The following is a 15,534-nucleotide window of genomic DNA, read 5'->3' as shown; positions in this document are numbered from 1 at the left end:
CGCAGCGCAGCCTCGATCCGTCCAAAGGAGGCATCATGAAGCAGGTGTACTCACGGCTCGTCGCATCGACGTTCGCCCTCGTGGCCGCCGTCGCGCTCGTATGCGCCGTCGCCGGACAGGCGTACGCCGACGACGAAGGCAGCGCCCCCGCAGACGATCGGCGCACGATTCGCGTCGCATGGCCCGACCAGACCGGTTTGACCGAAATGGACGAAAACGGCGCCTATTCCGGCTACACCTACGAGTACCTCGAAAGGATCGCGCAGTTCACGGACTGGAAGTACGAGTTCGTGCGAGTGGAGGGCGACCTCAACGAGCAGCTCGTCACGCTCCTCGGCATGCTGGAATCCGGCGAAGTGGACATCATGGGCGCTATGAACTACAGCGATGCGTACGCGCAACGCTACGACTTCGCCATCAAGTCCTACGGCACGGCCCACACGGCGCTGCTGGCGTCGGACGCCAACGAAGACCTCACCGACGTCAACGTCTACGCGCGGGAGACCTTGCGCGTCGCTTTCGTAGGCTCTTCGCCGAAAAGCACCCAGACGGCCCAGACGTTCTGCGACATGAACGGCATCGGTTTCGAGCGCGTCGAGTGCGAGGACTCGAACGAGCAGGTCGAAGCCGTGCTGTCCGGACGCGCCGACGCGCTCGTCGGATCGGACATCGGCCCCGTCGAGGGCATGCACGTCGTGGCGACGCTCGGGGCCAACCCGTTCTATTTCGCCGTGGCCAAAGGCGAGCAGGACGTCGTCTCCTCTCTGAACGAGGCGATCACCCAGATCGAGAAGTCCGAGCCCTCGCTGAGCATCGAGCTGTACGACAAGTACTTCAGCGGCGCGAGGGGCTCTCAGACGCTGTCGAAGGACCTGCAGGCCTTCGTCGGACGCAGCGAGCCCGTGCGCGTAGGCTACCTCGCCGGCGCCGCGCCCATCCAAGACATCGACGAGTCCACCGGCGAGCCCGTCGGGGCGTCGAAAGCGACGCTCGAGTTCATCGCCTCGTACACGGGGCTCGAGATCGAGTGCGTCCCCATCCCCAACCCCGACAACTGGAACGACGCGGTCGAGCAGTACGACCTCGATGCAATCGCCGGTATCATCCACGATTTCGATTTCGCCCGGCAGTACGGCCTCTCGCTCAGCACCCCGTACCTGTCGTCGTACCAGTGTCTCGTGGTGCGCGAAAGCAGCGATGCCTCGAACCTCGACGACCAGCGCCTCGCCGTGTCGAGAGGGGCCGCAGGAAGCATGAGCATCAAAGAGGGAACGCTGATCTGCGAGACGCTCGAGGACTGCATCGAAGCGGTGAGCTCAGGGGATGCCGACTACACCTACGCCGAAGGGTTCACGACCTCGTACCTGATCAACGCAAAAGGCTTGCGCAACGTGACATCCCTGGTAAACGCCGACATCCCCAGCGACTTCTGCTTCGCGATCGCTCCCGACTGCGATTCCGCGCTGCTGCGCGCATTCAACGAGGCCATCCGCGAGATGCCGGCCGGGACCGTCAACGACGCCATCTACGGCGAGATCCTGCAGGACCGCGAGATGACGCTCAGCCGGTTCGTGGAGGCCAATGCGAAGACGATCATCGCCTGCGGCGTGCTGTTCACCCTCCTGATCGTCGTGCTCACCGTGGCGTACGCGCGCAACCGGTCGAAAGCGCTCGCCATCATCAGGGCGGAGAAGGAGCGCCTCAAAGCGGTCGCCGAGCAGGACGACCTCACCGGCCTGCTCACGGTGGGGGCGCTTCGCGAGACGGCGGCCGACCTCGCTGCGCGCAAGGAGATCGGCGGGTTCGCCGTCATCGACATCGACGATTTCAAGAACGTGAACGACACGTACGGCCACAAGGCGGGCGACGAGGCCCTGTGCCTTCTGGCCCGCGCGCTCGAGGCTTCGTTTCGGGAAAGCGATGCCGTCAGCCGCTTCGGAGGCGACGAGTTCGCCGTGTGCCTCGGCGGCCCCATCAGCAAGGAGGCCCTCGAAACGCGCTGCGCCGAGCTCGGGGAGCGCGTGCGGCTCGAGTCGCTGGCCCAAGGGCGCCCCTTCACGGTGAGCATCGGGGCGCATCGGGCGACTGAGGGGGACGAGAGCTACCTCGATCTCTACGATTGCGCGGACAAGGCCATGTACGAAGCGAAGCGTTTGGGCAAGGGGCGCTTCGTCATCGCGTGATGCGCGACGATGCGCCCCTTGCGCGCGAGGGTTACGAAGCCGACGGCGCGGAAGGCTCCAAGTCGGCGGCGACGGGCGAAGCTGCGGCCTCGGAGGATGCGGCCTTCGCCTCCTCGGCCTGCTCGCGCTCGAGCACCTTCTGCATGGCGGCGATGGCGCACTCGATCTGGCCGTCGTCGGGCTCGTTCGTGGTGAGGTACTGCATCTGCATGCCCGGCCACAGCACCACCTTCACGAGCGGGTTGTCGGGGTGGCTGCCCGCCCACCTCACGGTGATCTCGTAGGAGATGCCCGCGATGACGGGCATGAGCAGGATGCGCACGAGGATGACGAGCGCGAGCTTCGGCGCGCCGTCGGGCACGCCCCACATCTCGATGAGCCCGTTGATGGGCGTGATGGTGTACACGAAGATGGCGATGACCATGACCATGATGAGGAACGCCGTGCCGCAACGCACGTGCAAGCGCGGGAAGCTGCGCGCGTTGGCGGCCGTGAGCGGCAGGCCGTGCTCGTAGCAGTGGATGGTCTTGTGCTCGGCGCCGTGGTAGCCGAACATGCGCTTGATCTCGCCCATGCGCCCGATGAGCCACAGGTAGAACACGAACACGGCCACGCGCAAAAGGCCGTCCACGATGTTCCACAGCACGGTGTTCTGGTCGTACTCGCCCACGATGAGGTTCGTGATGAACGCCGGCGCCACGATGAACAGCACCACGCCCAGCACGAGGCCGAGCACCATCGAAACGGCCATCTCCTTCTTGCCGAACTCCACCTCTTCGTCCATGAAGGATTTTTTGGCGGGCTCGGGCTCGGGTTCGGAGACCACCTCGAGGGAACGCTGCGCCCCGAGGGCGTCGATCATCGTATCGGGTCGCCCGAAGTCGTCCTTCCAGGAGAAGTCGCCTTCTTCAGCGAGCGAGCCGATCGAGCGCTCCTCAACGGCGGCGCCGTCCCCCTCCGCGGACTCGCCGGACGAGCCCTCCCCCTCCTCCGCGAACGCGTGCAGCGCCGCGATCTCGAGGGCCTTGTACCCCAGCACGAGCGACTCGACGAGCGCCCGGCAGCCGCGCACGAGCGGCCAGTGCATCCAGCCGTTCTTGTTGCGGCCCGAGGCCAGGTCGTGCTCTTCCACGTAGATGTCGCCGCCCGGCTCGCGCACGGCCACCGACCAGTTGTACTTGCCGCGCATCATGATGCCCTCGATGAGCGCCTGGCCGCCGACGTGCGTCTTGAGCGCGCCGTCTTCGGAGAACGCGCGCGACAGGTCGCTCTTCTGCTCGCCCATGCTAGTCCCTCTTCACGCGCGGGTACGGATTCCCGCAGGTCATCTTGCCCTCGGGACAGTTGCCGCGAATGCAGGGCGCGCCCGCGTCCATGAAGATGAACGGAGCCGTGGGCTTGGCCAGCTCCAGCATGCGATGCGCCATGGCGCGGATCTCCCACTGCGCGCGGTTGCAGCAGCGCAGCGAGAAGAAGTGCAACAGCTCGCGCACGTTCATCGTGATGACGATCTTCGTCTCGGCGGCGTTCGGCAGCAGGTAGCGCGCGTCCTCGGCGGGGATGCCAGCCGCCAGCAGCTTCTCGTAGGCGGCGATGGCTGCCTCGATGGCCTCGTCGAACACCGCGTTCGTCTCCTCGCTCGCCCTCACGCTGTCGGGCTTCACCGTGGCCAGGCCGTCCGTGAACTTCACGTAGCGCTGGCTCTGCTGGTTGAAGCTGGCGATGCGGTGACGCACCAGCTGATGCGTCAGCGCGCGCGAGACGCCGTCCACCGCGAACGTGTAGCTGGCATGCTCGAGCGTGGACGTGTGGCCTGCGCTCATGATGGTGGACAGCACGCTTTTCACGCGCTCCTCCGGCATGGTCTCCATGAGCTCGGCCGCGCCGACGGGCGCGTAGCACAGGCGCGCGGCCGTGGCGATGGCGCGCTCGGGGTCGGGCGTGTGGTACAGAAGTTCAACTTGCATGGGATGAATGCTCCTCGCTTCGAGATAAATTCGGCGGTTCGCGCGCACAGAGGCGTTCACTTTCGCTAGTATAGTACCCGAAGCCCCCGACCAGCGAAGCGAGAGGCGCGCCATGCCCGAAAACAACACGTCCCAACCCTTCGTCCCCCAGCTCACCACCCGCGACTGGAACGCCGAGTGGAAGCAGCTCCAACAGGCGCGACGACGGTTCGACGACGCGAGCTACTGGGACAAGCGCGCGGCCACCTTCACGACGAAGGACGCGCCGAACCCCTACGTCGAGCGGTTCCTCGAGCTCGCTGGCATCCGCGAGGGCGAGACGGTGTTCGACATGGGCTGCGGCACGGGCGCGCTGTCGGTGCCGCTGGGCAAGCGCGGCATCAAGGTGGTGGCGGCCGACTTCTCGCAGGGCATGCTCGACCAGATGCAGGCCACGCTCGATGCCGAGGGCGTTCGCACCGTGTTCCCCAAGCGCATGAGCTGGTCGGACGACTGGCCGGCCCACGGCGTGCGCCCGGGCATGGTGGACGTGGCGCTGGCCTCGCGCTCGGTGGCCACGGCCGACCTGCGCGACGCGCTGCTGCGCCTCACCGACGTGGCGCGCCGCCGCGCGTGCGTCACGCTGGCCACGGGCTCGTCGCCGCGCACCGATGAGCGCATCCTCAACGCCATCGGCCTCTCCAGCGTGCTCGGCCGCGACCATCTCTATGCGTTCAACATCCTCGCGAACGAGGGGCTGCGCCCTGAGGTCGCCTACATCGACAGCGAGCGCACCGACACCTTCGACTCCCTCGACGACGCGTTCGGCGTGTTCTCCCGCATGGTAGACGACGCCACCGCGGCGTTCATCGGCGCCGAGGAGCGCGCCGCGGCCATCGTCCGGCTGCGCACGTGGCTCGAGGAGAACCTCGTCGAGAACGAGCGCGCGGGCATGCCCGACAAGAAGGGGCTTCCGGAGAAGCCCCTGCGTCTGCGCGTGCCCCGGACGGTCACCTGGGCCTTCATCGCCTGGAACAAGTAGAGGACCGAAGCAGCGCGCCTCCCTTTTGGCATGGAAAGGGGCTATCCCTTCCCATGCCGTACTCGGCGCCTACAGCTCGATGCGCTCGAACATGTCGGGACCTACGCTGCACACCGGGCATGCGAAGTCCTCGGGCAGCTCGTCGCCATACTCGATGTGGCCGCACACCTTGCAGCGCCACGCGTACTTCGGCTTCGGAGCCTCCTCGTCGCCCGCAGCCGCGACCGCCGGGGCAGCCGGCGCCGCGTCGGGCGCGTCAGGCAGGTAGCTCGAGGCCTTCGGCGGCGTCTTCCCGCCTTTCACCTGGTGGTAGTAGGCGTACGTCATCGGATCGCCCGCGCACACCTTCTCAGCCTCCTCCACCTCGCCGATGTAGAGGATGTGCGTGCCGAGGTTCACCGCCTGGGTGACGCGCACGGAGAAGCGCGCGACGCACTGCTCGGCCACATAGGGCACGCCCGCCGCGTCGAGCCCCGTTTCGCAGGCTGCGAACTTGTCGGTATCGGTGCTGCAATGGAAGCCGAACGTGCCGATGAGCTCCATCGTCGCCTCCTGCGCCAGGCACGACACGGTGAAGCGGCCGGAGTCCAGGATGACGTCGGTGGTGGCGTTCTCCTTGTTCAGCGCCACGCTCACCTGCAACGGCGATGATGTGACCTGCTGAAACGTGTTGGCGACGCAGGCGGCTTTACGCTCGCCGTCCGTCGCGCCGATGATGTAGAGCCCGTAGCTCAAACTGAAGAACGCAGTCTGATCGATCATGATGACGCCTTTCCCCTGCTCTCGTTTACGTTTCCAATAATGATAATCATTCTCATTAAGGAACGCAAGGCCTCAATGCGATTGGTCGGCAAGTCCGCACGCGGCGCGGACGAGGGCGCGGGACGCGTCGTCGGGCGCTATCGCCTGCGCACCGCCCCAGGCTGCGGCGAAGCGCTCCTCGGCGCGCGGGAGCAGCCAGCCGCGCACCACGGCGATCGCATGGCGGAAGCCCGTTCGGGGCCCCTGCGCCAGCAGCGCCGTGGCCGAGACGAGGCCGCCGTCGTGCATGAGCTCGAGCCGTCCCAGCTCGTCCACCACGAGCAGCCCGGAACGCGTCTCGCACGCCTCAACCGCGCCCGATGTTTCACGTGAAACATTTGTTTGCGCGAACGAATGTTTCACGTGAAACACTTCGTTCGGGAGCACAGGGCACGCGGGGCTTGAGAGGCGCGCGGGGGCCGCCGAACATGCAGGGACCACGGGGAGCGCGGGGCTTGAGAGGGCCGTCGAACTCTCGGGACACGCATGATCCGCGGGAGCCGCCGAAACCGCGGGGCGCACGTGATCTACTGGGGCCGCCGCCCCGTGGGCGAGGGCGTCGAAGTGGGCGTTGACGCGCGCGATGGCGTCGTCCGATATCTCCCAGGCCAGCTGGGCGGCGGCGCTCTGGCTCGTCGGGTCGAACGATCCCTCCGCCAGCGCGAGGTCGCGGCGGCGCGCGAACGCGATGCGCTCGCCCGTGGGCAGCAGCACGTTGTCGATACCGAGCTTCTCGAAGCGCCTTTCGCCCGCCCGGCCGCGCTCGCGCCACACGCCGGGCGCCAGCACGCCCGCGACGTCCACGCCTCCGCTCGCAAGCTCGTCCGCCAATGCGGCGAGCCAGCGCGTCTTGCCTGTCTGAACGTCTCCCGTCAACAAGAACAGCACGGGCCTTCTCCTTCCGCATTTCTTCTCATCGGTGTATTATATATCATCACGAATAATACAGAAAGGATGCGCTATGCGAAAAGCCGATGCCGAGGACGCCGCACCGTGGAAGCTGTACGACCGATTGATCGAGAGCGTTCCCGACGACCTCGTCGTGCGCGACTACTGCCTGGGAACGCACTGGTCCTACGTCGAGGCCGACTGCGGCATGGGCGTGAGCTTCACCTGCAAGGGCGGTGGCTTGCGCACCTGCAAGCAGGATCTGCGCGGCGTCCCGCTGCGCGCGATGGCCGAACTCGCGAAGTCATGGTGCTTCGAGGAAGCCACGCTCGGCGTGGCGGCGCTCAACGCCTACTACGCGCGCGCCGAGCTGCTCGACCCGCTCGGCGCCGTGTACGACGAGCCTGTCGAGCTTCCTGACGGCACCGTCCGCACGATGGACGCATTCGAGCGGTACCGTCCGCGCATCGAGCGCTCCGCTGGCAAACGCGTGACGGTGATCGGCCACTTCCCCCACGTCGACCGCATCGCCGCCTACGCCGACCTCACGGTGCTCGAACGGAACTGCACGCACGAGCTCGACACGCCCGACCCCGCGTGCGAGTACGTGCTGCCCGGCACCGACTTCGCCTTCGTCACCGGCGTCACCCTTATCAACAAGACCGCGCCGCGCCTGCTGGAGCTCGCGAAGGACGCGACCACCGTGCTCGTGGGCCCCAGCGTGATCATGGCGCCGTGCCTGTTCGAGCAGGGTGCCGACGCGCTGGCCGGCAGCGTGGTGGCCGATCCGGAGAAGGCGCGCTTCGCCGTGCAGAACGGCGCCGGCCAGTTCTTCGGCGAGGCGCTGCAGATGACCCTCGTCGAACGCGAGCGGTCCTAGCCTCCGCGCCCTCGGACGCATTCCCGCACGGATGTTTCACATGAAGCATCCGTGCGAAGCGGTTGCTCGGTGCAATCTTGATTATATTCAATTGATAATAATTGTACTTTAGTATATATTGCTCTCAGTATTATTCTCAATTGCGAATCATAGGGGACGAGAGCGATAGAAGCTATTGAAGACACTTTAGACGAGGGGATGCGAAGCGCTGCTGATGCCAGAAGCATCAGCAGCGCCGAGGGGGTACCCCCTCGGGCGCGTGACGGCGAGGTTGCGGCCCGATGCGCGTCCCGCCGCAACGCGCGGCGCGGCACGCTCATCCTGATCGCGCTCGGCGCGCTCGTCGTAGCGAGCACGCTCGCCTCGCTCATGCTCGGGCGCTACCCCATCACCCCCATCGAAGCCGTCGGCATGCTGGCCAACCTCGCCTTCCCCATCGACCCGTTCTGGACGTCTCAGCAGGAGACGCTGTTCTTCCAGGTGCGCCTGCCGCGCATCGCGCTCGCGCTCATGGTGGGCTGCAGCCTGGCGGCCGCCGGCGCCGCCTACCAGGGCACGTTCCAGAATCCGCTCGTCTCCCCCGACATCCTCGGCGCCTCGCAGGGCGCCGCGTTCGGCGCCGCGGTGGCCATCCTGCTGGGGCTCGGCTCGCTCAGCATCTCCGTCTTCGCGTTCGCCTGCTCCATCGCCGCCGTGCTGCTGGTGCTGGCCATCGGCACCCGTGCGAAGGGCAACCACCTGCTCATCGTGGTGCTGGCGGGCGTCATGGTCAGCTCGCTGTTCCAGGCGGGCGTGTCGTTCACGAAGCTCATCGCCGACCCCACCGACCAGCTGGCCGCCATCACGTACTGGCTCATGGGCAGCCTCACCGGCGCGAAATGGAGCGACATGGCCTTTTCTCTGGGCCCCATCGCGATCGGCCTCGCGGCGCTGTTCGCCCTGCGCTGGCGCATCAACGTGCTCACCATGGGCGACGACGAGGCCTCCACCATGGGCGTGAACGCGCGCCGCGTGCGGCTCATCGTCATCGTGGCCGCCACGCTCGTCACCGCCGCCAGCGTGTCCATCTCGGGCATGATCGGCTGGGTGGGCCTCGTCATCCCCCACTTCGCGCGCATGATCATCGGCTGCGACTACCGCAAGCTGCTGCCTGCCAGCATGCTCATGGGCGCCAGCTTCCTGCTCGTCGTCGACGACGTGGCACGCCTCGTGGCAACCTCCGAGATACCCATCGGCATCCTGACCGCGTTCGTGGGTGCGCCGTTCTTCCTGTACCTCATCACGAGGAGGAAGCAGGGGCTATGAGCATCGACGTCGAACGCCTCGATTTCTCGTACGGCAGCCACCATGTGCTGCGCGACCTGAGCTTCCATATCCCCGACAACACGCTCGTGAACGTGCTGGGGCCCAACGGCGTGGGCAAATCGACGCTGTTCCGCTGCATCCTGTGCCTCGACAACGGTTGGACGGGAAGCATCCACGTGAACGGGAAGGACCTGCGCACGATATCCATCCGCGAGCGCGCGAGCGAGATCGCCTACATCCCCCAGTCGCATTCGTCCACCTACGCCTACGACGTGCTCGACGTGGTGCTCATGAGCGCCGGCGGCGGCATCGGGCTGTTCTCCTCGCCCAAGCGCATGCACGTCGACCGCGCCTGGGACGCGCTCGAGCGCGTGGGCATCGCTCATCTGGGGCATCGCCCCTACACGCAGATATCGGGCGGCGAGCGGCAGCTCGTGCTCATCGCGCGCGCCATCGCGCAGAACGCGCGCACCATCATCATGGACGAGCCCACGAGCGCGCTCGACTACGGCAACACGGTGCGCGTGCTGTCCACCGTGCGCCAGCTCGCCCGCGAGGGCCTGAGCATCATCCAATCGACGCACCAACCCGACCAGGCGTTTTTGTACGCAGACCAGACGCTTGTCATCAACGAGGGCCGCGTGCACGCGTTCGGCGACCCCAAAGACGTCATCACCAAGGAGCTGGTCAGCACCATCTACGACGTGGACGTGGAGGTCAATTCCCTATACGGCGACAAGGTGCGCGTGTGCGTGCCCGTACGCGAGATAGAGCGTTAGAAGCAAGGCGACAGAGGTTGAGAAAGGAAGAATCTATGGGAGGGATTACCGCAAAGAACACGCAGCGGGCGCGGCGCCTGCTGGTCGCGGGCATGCTGTGCCTGGGGCTGGCGTTCGCGTTGAACGGATGCTCGCAGGCCCCGTCGCAGGACGCGCCCGCAAGCACGGACGGAGCGGCGCAGACCGATCGGGCGACGCAGAACGAGATGCGCACGTTCACCGATTCGGCCGGGCGCACCGTTGAAGTGCCCGCGCAGATCGACCGCATCGCCCCGGCTGGCCACACCGCCACGCAGATCCTGCTGACGATGGCGCCGGAGAAGATGGCGACCGTCTCGCAGGAGCTCACCGCCGATCAGGCGAAGTACCTGGGCTCCGACTACGCCAACCTGCCCGTGACGGGAGCCGCCTTCGGCGCGAAGGGCGACCTCAACAAGGAGGCGGTCGCCGCCTCCGGCGCGCAGATCCTCATCGACACCGGCGAGCTCAAGGACGGCATCAAGGAGGACCTCGACACGCTGCAGGAGCAGCTGGGCATCCCCGTGGTGGTCATCGAGACGAAGATGGAAGACTACGGCGCGGCCTACGAGATGCTGGGCGAGCTTTTGGGCATGGAAGATCGCGGCAAGGAGCTGTCCGACTACTGCAAGGCCGCCTACGACGAGACGGTGTCGGTGATGGGCAAGATCCCCGAGTCCGAGCGCGCGAACGTGGCCTACCTGCTGGGCGACAAGGGCACGAACACCATCGCGAAGGACTCCTACCAGGGCCAAGTGGTCGACCTCGTGGCCAACAACGTGGCCGAGCTGGGCGAGGTGTCCGGCAGCGGCGCCGGCGTGGAGATCAGCATGGAGCAGCTGGCGCTGTGGAACCCGCAGGTCATCCTGTTCGCGGAGAACAGCATCTACGACACGGTGGGCTCCGATGCCGCCTTCGCCGACATCGACGCCGTCAAGTCCGGCTCGTACTACGAGGTGCCCGACACGCCGTGGAACTGGCTGAACAGCCCTCCGACGGTGAACCAGGTGCTGGGCATGCAGTGGCTGCCGCGCCTGCTGTACCCCGAGCAGTACGACAACGACCTGTATGGGACGGTGGCCGGCTACTTCAAGACGTTCTACGGGTACGACCTGAGTGAATCCGAGTTCGACGAGATCGCCGCGAACGCACAGCCCAGGGCCTAGCGTCTCGTCCCGCGACCCGTTCGCACCCCTGCGGGAAAGCCCGGCGCGCGCCGGGCTTTCCCGCTATCATCGTGGAAAACCGAACAAGGAGATGCGTATGGGAGAGAAGATCATGGACGGCTTCCCCTCGCGGGAAGAGGCGCTGACCGACTTCTTCGCCGCATGGGAGCCGGTGCGGCGCGTCGAGCACGTCGCGCTCGACGGCGCAGTCGGGCGCGTGCTCGCCGAGGACCTCGCGTCCGCGAACACACTGCCGGTGGTGCGCGCTTCGGCGTTCGACGGCATCGCGGTGAAGTCTGCGGCGTTCGCGAACGGCCTGCCCGACGCGAGCTGCTGGAAGCCCGGCGCGGACTACGTGCGCGCCGACACCGGCGACGACTTCCTCGATGCGTTCGATGCCGTGGTGATGATCGAGAAGGCGGCCGTTCAGGAGGACGGTTCGGTGAAGCTCGACGACGACGTGACGGTCGAGCCCGGCTCGGGCGTGCGGCCCTCCGGCTCAACGTTGCGCGCGGGCGAGCCGCTCATGAGCGCCGGCAGCGTCATCCGCCCCACCGACCTGGCCGCACTCGCCATGGGCGGCGCCACGATGGTGCCCGTGCGCGTCAGGCCGCGCGTGGCGTTCATCCCCACGGGCAGCGAGCTCGTGCCCGCCGGCATCAAGCCGCGGCGCGGGCAGAACGTGGACACGAACAGCCTCATGTGCAAGCACCTCCTCATCGAGTACGGTGCCGAACCCGTGGTATTCCCCCTCGTGCACGACGACCCCGCCGAACTCGAGCGCGCCTTCGAGGCGGCGCTGGCCACCGCCGACGTCGTGGTGGTCAACGGAGGCTCGGCCCTCGGCGAGGAGGACTTCAACGCGAAGCTGATCGAGCGGCGCGGACAGGTGGTGCACCACTACATCGCCGCCGTGCCGGGGCGACCGCTCATGATGGCCGTGGTGGACGGCAAGCCGGTCGTCGACCTCCCCGGCCCCACCATGGCCGCCTACTTCGGCTCCGAATGGTGCCTGCAGGCGATCACGGCGCGCATCCTGGGAATTCCGCCGCACCGCCGCCCCGTCGTGCAGGCGCGGACGGACGCCGCGAAGACGAGCATCCCCAAGATGGCGAACATCGCCCGCGTACGCGTGACGCGCGGCGGCGAGGGCTACGTGGCGCACTTCCTCGACTTCAAGGCCGGGGAGCTGGCCGTCTGCATGACGTCGAACGCCCAGCGCGTCTCGCCCCTCGGCGAAGCGGGGTGGGAGGAAGGCGACCTCCTCGAGGTGGAGCTGCTGCGCGGCGAGGAGTTCATCGAGGAAGGGTAGCTTGCCAACGCGGGGAATCGCATGGGGCGCGGGCGCGCCGTACCGCGCCGACCGGACGCCATAAGGCCCCGAACGCACGAACGCCCGGCATCGACCGGGCGTTCGTCTTGCTTGCTGCAGAAGCGGCGCGGATGCGCTATTCGGCGGCCGGAGCCTCCTCGACGAGGGCGTCGACGGCAGCGGCTTCCTCGGCCGTGGCCTCGGGAGCGGTCTCGGCGGCAGCCTCGACCTCAGCGGCCTTCTTGGCCTCGGCCTCGGACTTCTTGGCGAACTCCTCGGCGCGCTTGGCCTTCTCGGCAGCCTTCGCGTCGCGCTCGGCCTTCTTCTTGGCCTCGGCCTCGGCGATGGCGGCGGCACGCGCTGCCTTCTTGGCGGCCTCGCGCTCGGCCACGGTCTCCTTCGCGGCGCCGAACTTGTCGGCGAAGCGCTGGACGCGTCCGCCGGTGTCGACGAAGCGCTGCTGGCCGGTGTAGAACGGATGGCACACGTTGCAGATGTCGATCTTCAGCTCAGGCTTCGTGGAACGCGTCGTGAACGTGTTGCCGCAGCTGCACTTGACCGTGCACTCCACGTACTCCGGATGAATACCCTGTTTCATTATGGTTCTCCTTTACAGGCCTTGGTTTCCGACCAAGGCGAAGACAAGCCTTTGCACTATAGCACAGCCATCCTTCGAACGCACGCGTTTTCTCAGGAAATCCCCTCCCCTAGCCGAGGAACGCCTCGTTTACCGGGAGGTTGTAGGCGGCGGCGATACCGCGCAGGCCCTCGTCGGGGATGGCGCTGGCGAATCGGTCGCTACCGCCGTTCATCGCGCGAGCCTGAGCGTAGATGGTCGCCGCTTTGTCGATGGTGTGCGCCAGCCCGAAGGCGGCGTCGAAGTCGGAGCCGGCGCAGAACAGGCCGTGATGCGCCCACACGCACGCGTCGTAGGTGCGCATCGCATCGGCCGTGGCATCGGCGATCTCGGGGCCGCCCGGCACCATCCACGGCACCACGCCGATGCCCTTCGGGAACGCGATCATGCACTCCATCAGCATCTTCCACAAAGCGCGCGTGAACGTGCGCGCGTCGAGCGGCAGCACGTTCGTCAGCGCCACCACGTGCGCGGGATGCGCATGGTACAGCACGCGGCCTGTGCCGCCGGTGACCTCCTTGCGCACCGACTGGATGGCAACATGGCTGGGGAACTCGCTCGTGGGGACGCCGCCGTTCTTGAAGCCCCACACGATGCGCCATGCATCGCCCGCCGCGTTGATCTCCGCGATGCCCGCGCCCGTGTCCGGATCGAGCGCCACGTTGCGCATGTGCGCGCCCGCAGCCGTCACCAGGAAGAACTCGCCGCCCAGGTTGGCGGCCTGCAAGCCCAGCGGCACCCACGAGCTGGGGTTGTCGTAGAAGAACGAGCGGCTTGACGCCACGTCCTCCGGCGTAAGCCGATACGACGCGTTTCCGCCGTTGCTCTCGTGCCAGCCCTGGCCCGCGCCGTCGCTGCACAGGCGCACGAACCCTTTCACGAACGCCTGCTGCTCCACGGCCACGCCCGAGACGGCGCCCTTCGCCGCCGACACGCCGCGATCGAGCACTTCCTGAGCGTTATCGAAGAAACCCATGATCAACTCCTTGTCCGTAGTTCGGTTATCGCTATCGCGTGCGTATCTGCACGACGTACATCACGTTCGTGGCGGCCACCGCGCCGGAACCCGGCTCGCCGATGGTTGGGCTCGTGGACGGGTCGCCCGCCGTGAACACCGCCAGCTGGCCCGGCTGCGCCAGCCCGCTGGCCAGCACGGCGTCGTGAGCCTGCTCGATGACGTGGCGCATGTCGCCCTGCACGTCGCCGAGCATGGGCGTCACGCCCCAGTTGAGCTGCTGCTGGCGCATGACGCGCGGAAACGGCGTGACCACGTAAATGGGCACGCGCGGCCGCAGGTTCGACACGAGGCGCGCCGTGCGTCCCGACATCGTGGGCGCCACGATGCAGGAGGCCCCCACGTTCTCGGCCGTCTGCACGGCGGCCAGCCCCACGGCCAGCGCCACCCGCGCACGGTCGCGCGTGCGGTCGGGCGCGCGTTCGTCGAACAGGTAAGGCTCGCTCGATTCGGCGATGCGCGCCATCATGCGCACGGCCTCCACCGGCCAGCGGCCGCTGGCCGTCTCGCCCGACAGCATGACCGCGTCGGTGCCGTCGTAGATGGCGTTGGCCACGTCCCCCACCTCCGCACGCGTGGGACGCGGGTTGCGTATCATCGAATCGAGCATCTGCGTGGCCGTGATCACCGGCTTCGACGCGCGGTTCGACGCGCGGATGATCTCCTTCTGGATGTGCGGCACCTTGTGCGCCGGCACTTCCACGCCCAAATCGCCGCGCGCAACCATCACGCCGTCGGCCGCCTCGATGATGGCCTCGTAGTTCTCCACCGCCTCGGCGCACTCGATCTTCGCGATGAGGCCCACGTCCGCGCCGCCGTGCTCGTCGAGGAAGCGCCGCAGCTCGCGCACGCCCTCTGCGTTGCGCACGAACGATGCCGCCACGAAGTCGACGTCCTGCTCGATGCCGAAGACGAGGTCTGCGCGATCCTGGTCGGTCATCACCGGCAGCGGCACGCTCGTGTCGGGCAGGTTGATAGACTTGCGCTCGCCCAGAAGACCGCTGTTACGCACGGTGCAGCGGATGTCGGAACCCTCGACGGCGTCCACCGCGAGCTCGATGAGCCCGTCGTCGAGCAAGATGGCCGCGCCGGGCTCGACGACCTTCGCCAGCCCCGCGCAGGTTTGAGCGACCAGCTGCGCGGTTCCTTCCACCGCGCCCTCGGTGAGCACGAGCGCGTCGCCCGCATGCAGCTCGACGGGACCTCCTCCCTCAAGCGAGCCCGTGCGGATCTCGGGGCCGCGGGTATCCAGCAGGATGGCGCACGGCGAGCCGAGGTCGCGGCGCACGCGCTTCAGCATGTCCATGCGCGCGCGATGCTCGTCGTGCGACCCATGCGAGAAGTTGAAGCGCGCCACGTCCATGCCGGCGGACAGCAGCTCGCGCAGGGAGGCCTCGTCGTCGACGGCGGGTCCCAGCGTGCAAACGATCTTCGTGCGTCTGGCCATGCTCCTCCTCGATCGCGCCTGTTCCATGATCGCATGATACCGTGAACCGCAGCGCGCCCATGCCGCAGCGCGCCCAATCCGGCGAGTCTGCACACAACCGTAACGTGCCGTAGAC

At 67.2% G+C, this 15,534-nt stretch carries 14 protein-coding genes; 7 read left to right on the top strand and 7 right to left on the bottom strand.

Going from position 1 to position 15,534, the window contains the following annotated elements:
• Nucleotides 1-35: 35 nt before the first annotated feature.
• On the top strand, nt 36-2,183 hold the full coding sequence (locus tag C1A15_RS07555; RefSeq protein ID WP_101721989.1) for a transporter substrate-binding domain-containing diguanylate cyclase: 2,148 nt from the start codon (nt 36-38) through the stop codon (nt 2,181-2,183).
• Between the two features lie 31 nt (nt 2,184-2,214).
• Here the strand turns inward: C1A15_RS07555 and C1A15_RS07550 are convergent, their stop codons facing one another.
• Both C1A15_RS07550 and thyX read right to left on the bottom strand, forming a co-directional pair.
• Nucleotides 2,215-3,468, bottom strand: coding sequence for a DUF1385 domain-containing protein (locus tag C1A15_RS07550; RefSeq protein WP_101721988.1), 1,254 nt, complete (start codon nt 3,466-3,468; stop codon nt 2,215-2,217).
• Nucleotide 3,469: 1 nt separating this feature from the next.
• Nucleotides 3,470-4,150: an FAD-dependent thymidylate synthase gene (gene thyX, locus C1A15_RS07545; RefSeq protein ID WP_101721987.1), complete on the bottom strand. Its 681-nt coding sequence runs from the start codon at nt 4,148-4,150 to the stop codon at nt 3,470-3,472.
• Between the two features lie 112 nt (nt 4,151-4,262).
• On the opposite strand from thyX, the gene C1A15_RS07540 reads away from it, so the two are divergent.
• Complete coding sequence (locus C1A15_RS07540) at nt 4,263-5,171, top strand: class I SAM-dependent methyltransferase (protein ID WP_101721986.1); 909 nt, start codon at nt 4,263-4,265, stop codon at nt 5,169-5,171.
• Between the two features lie 69 nt (nt 5,172-5,240).
• Here C1A15_RS07540 and C1A15_RS07535 read toward each other — a convergent pair whose 3' ends face one another.
• Together C1A15_RS07535 and C1A15_RS07530 are read right to left on the bottom strand one after the other, a co-directional pair.
• On the bottom strand, nt 5,241-5,933 hold the full coding sequence (locus tag C1A15_RS07535; protein WP_101721985.1) for a flavin reductase: 693 nt from the start codon (nt 5,931-5,933) through the stop codon (nt 5,241-5,243).
• Between the two features lie 72 nt (nt 5,934-6,005).
• Nucleotides 6,006-6,860, bottom strand: coding sequence for a hypothetical protein (locus tag C1A15_RS07530; RefSeq protein ID WP_101721984.1), 855 nt, complete (start codon nt 6,858-6,860; stop codon nt 6,006-6,008).
• A 73-nt stretch (nt 6,861-6,933) separates the two neighbouring features.
• Here C1A15_RS07530 and C1A15_RS07525 point away from each other — a divergent pair, with 73 nt between their 5' ends.
• The 5 genes from C1A15_RS07525 to C1A15_RS07505 all read left to right on the top strand — a co-directional run bounded on the left by C1A15_RS07525 (nt 6,934) and on the right by C1A15_RS07505 (nt 12,320).
• A complete protein-coding gene (locus C1A15_RS07525; protein WP_101721983.1) occupies nt 6,934-7,740 on the top strand; it encodes a DUF364 domain-containing protein in 807 nt (268 codons plus the stop codon).
• Nucleotides 7,741-7,938: 198 nt separating this feature from the next.
• On the top strand, nt 7,939-9,045 hold the full coding sequence (locus tag C1A15_RS07520; RefSeq protein WP_101721982.1) for a FecCD family ABC transporter permease: 1,107 nt from the start codon (nt 7,939-7,941) through the stop codon (nt 9,043-9,045).
• On the top strand, nt 9,042-9,824 hold the full coding sequence (locus C1A15_RS07515; protein ID WP_101721981.1) for an ABC transporter ATP-binding protein: 783 nt from the start codon (nt 9,042-9,044) through the stop codon (nt 9,822-9,824). Before C1A15_RS07520 ends, C1A15_RS07515 begins: the two co-directional genes overlap by 4 nt.
• A gap of 35 nt (nt 9,825-9,859) precedes the next feature.
• Nucleotides 9,860-11,008, top strand: coding sequence for an ABC transporter substrate-binding protein (locus C1A15_RS07510; RefSeq protein WP_101721980.1), 1,149 nt, complete (start codon nt 9,860-9,862; stop codon nt 11,006-11,008).
• Between the two features lie 97 nt (nt 11,009-11,105).
• The gene (locus C1A15_RS07505; RefSeq protein ID WP_101721979.1) at nt 11,106-12,320 is read left to right on the top strand and encodes a molybdopterin molybdotransferase MoeA; all 1,215 of its coding nucleotides are present in this window, start codon (nt 11,106-11,108) and stop codon (nt 12,318-12,320) included.
• Nucleotides 12,321-12,456: 136 nt separating this feature from the next.
• Here C1A15_RS07505 and rpmE read toward each other — a convergent pair whose 3' ends face one another.
• The 3 genes from rpmE to pyk all read right to left on the bottom strand — a co-directional run bounded on the left by rpmE (nt 12,457) and on the right by pyk (nt 15,419).
• Nucleotides 12,457-12,918: a 50S ribosomal protein L31 gene (gene rpmE / locus C1A15_RS07500; RefSeq protein ID WP_101721978.1), complete on the bottom strand. Its 462-nt coding sequence runs from the start codon at nt 12,916-12,918 to the stop codon at nt 12,457-12,459.
• Nucleotides 12,919-13,027: 109 nt separating this feature from the next.
• Complete coding sequence (rhaD, locus tag C1A15_RS07495) at nt 13,028-13,933, bottom strand: rhamnulose-1-phosphate aldolase (protein ID WP_101721977.1); 906 nt, start codon at nt 13,931-13,933, stop codon at nt 13,028-13,030.
• A gap of 31 nt (nt 13,934-13,964) precedes the next feature.
• Nucleotides 13,965-15,419: a pyruvate kinase gene (gene pyk, locus C1A15_RS07490; RefSeq protein ID WP_101721976.1), complete on the bottom strand. Its 1,455-nt coding sequence runs from the start codon at nt 15,417-15,419 to the stop codon at nt 13,965-13,967.
• Nucleotides 15,420-15,534 lie beyond the last annotated feature (115 nt).

It is taken from the genome of Eggerthella timonensis (assembly GCF_900184265.1).
GTDB classification, from domain to species: Bacteria; Actinomycetota; Coriobacteriia; order Coriobacteriales; family Eggerthellaceae; genus Eggerthella; species Eggerthella timonensis.
The sequence above is the reverse complement of the archived record's forward strand: the minus strand, read 5'-3'. Positions and strand labels throughout refer to the sequence as shown.

Excerpts from the sequence above, each read along its gene's own strand:
- C1A15_RS07555 (WP_101721989.1), top strand. The coding sequence starts at position 36 with ATGAAGCAGGTGTACTCACGGCTCGTCGCATCGACGTTCGCCCTCGTG.
- C1A15_RS07550 (WP_101721988.1), bottom strand. The coding sequence starts at position 3,468 with ATGGGCGAGCAGAAGAGCGACCTGTCGCGCGCGTTCTCCGAAGACGGC.
- thyX (WP_101721987.1), bottom strand. The coding sequence starts at position 4,150 with ATGCAAGTTGAACTTCTGTACCACACGCCCGACCCCGAGCGCGCCATC.
- C1A15_RS07540 (WP_101721986.1), top strand. The coding sequence starts at position 4,263 with ATGCCCGAAAACAACACGTCCCAACCCTTCGTCCCCCAGCTCACCACC.
- C1A15_RS07535 (WP_101721985.1), bottom strand. The coding sequence starts at position 5,933 with ATGATCGATCAGACTGCGTTCTTCAGTTTGAGCTACGGGCTCTACATC.
- C1A15_RS07525 (WP_101721983.1), top strand. The coding sequence starts at position 6,934 with ATGCGAAAAGCCGATGCCGAGGACGCCGCACCGTGGAAGCTGTACGAC.
- C1A15_RS07520 (WP_101721982.1), top strand. The coding sequence starts at position 7,939 with ATGCGAAGCGCTGCTGATGCCAGAAGCATCAGCAGCGCCGAGGGGGTA.
- C1A15_RS07515 (WP_101721981.1), top strand. The coding sequence starts at position 9,042 with ATGAGCATCGACGTCGAACGCCTCGATTTCTCGTACGGCAGCCACCAT.
- C1A15_RS07510 (WP_101721980.1), top strand. The coding sequence starts at position 9,860 with ATGGGAGGGATTACCGCAAAGAACACGCAGCGGGCGCGGCGCCTGCTG.
- C1A15_RS07505 (WP_101721979.1), top strand. The coding sequence starts at position 11,106 with ATGGGAGAGAAGATCATGGACGGCTTCCCCTCGCGGGAAGAGGCGCTG.
- rpmE (WP_101721978.1), bottom strand. The coding sequence starts at position 12,918 with ATGAAACAGGGTATTCATCCGGAGTACGTGGAGTGCACGGTCAAGTGC.
- rhaD (WP_101721977.1), bottom strand. The coding sequence starts at position 13,933 with ATGGGTTTCTTCGATAACGCTCAGGAAGTGCTCGATCGCGGCGTGTCG.
- pyk (WP_101721976.1), bottom strand. The coding sequence starts at position 15,419 with ATGGCCAGACGCACGAAGATCGTTTGCACGCTGGGACCCGCCGTCGAC.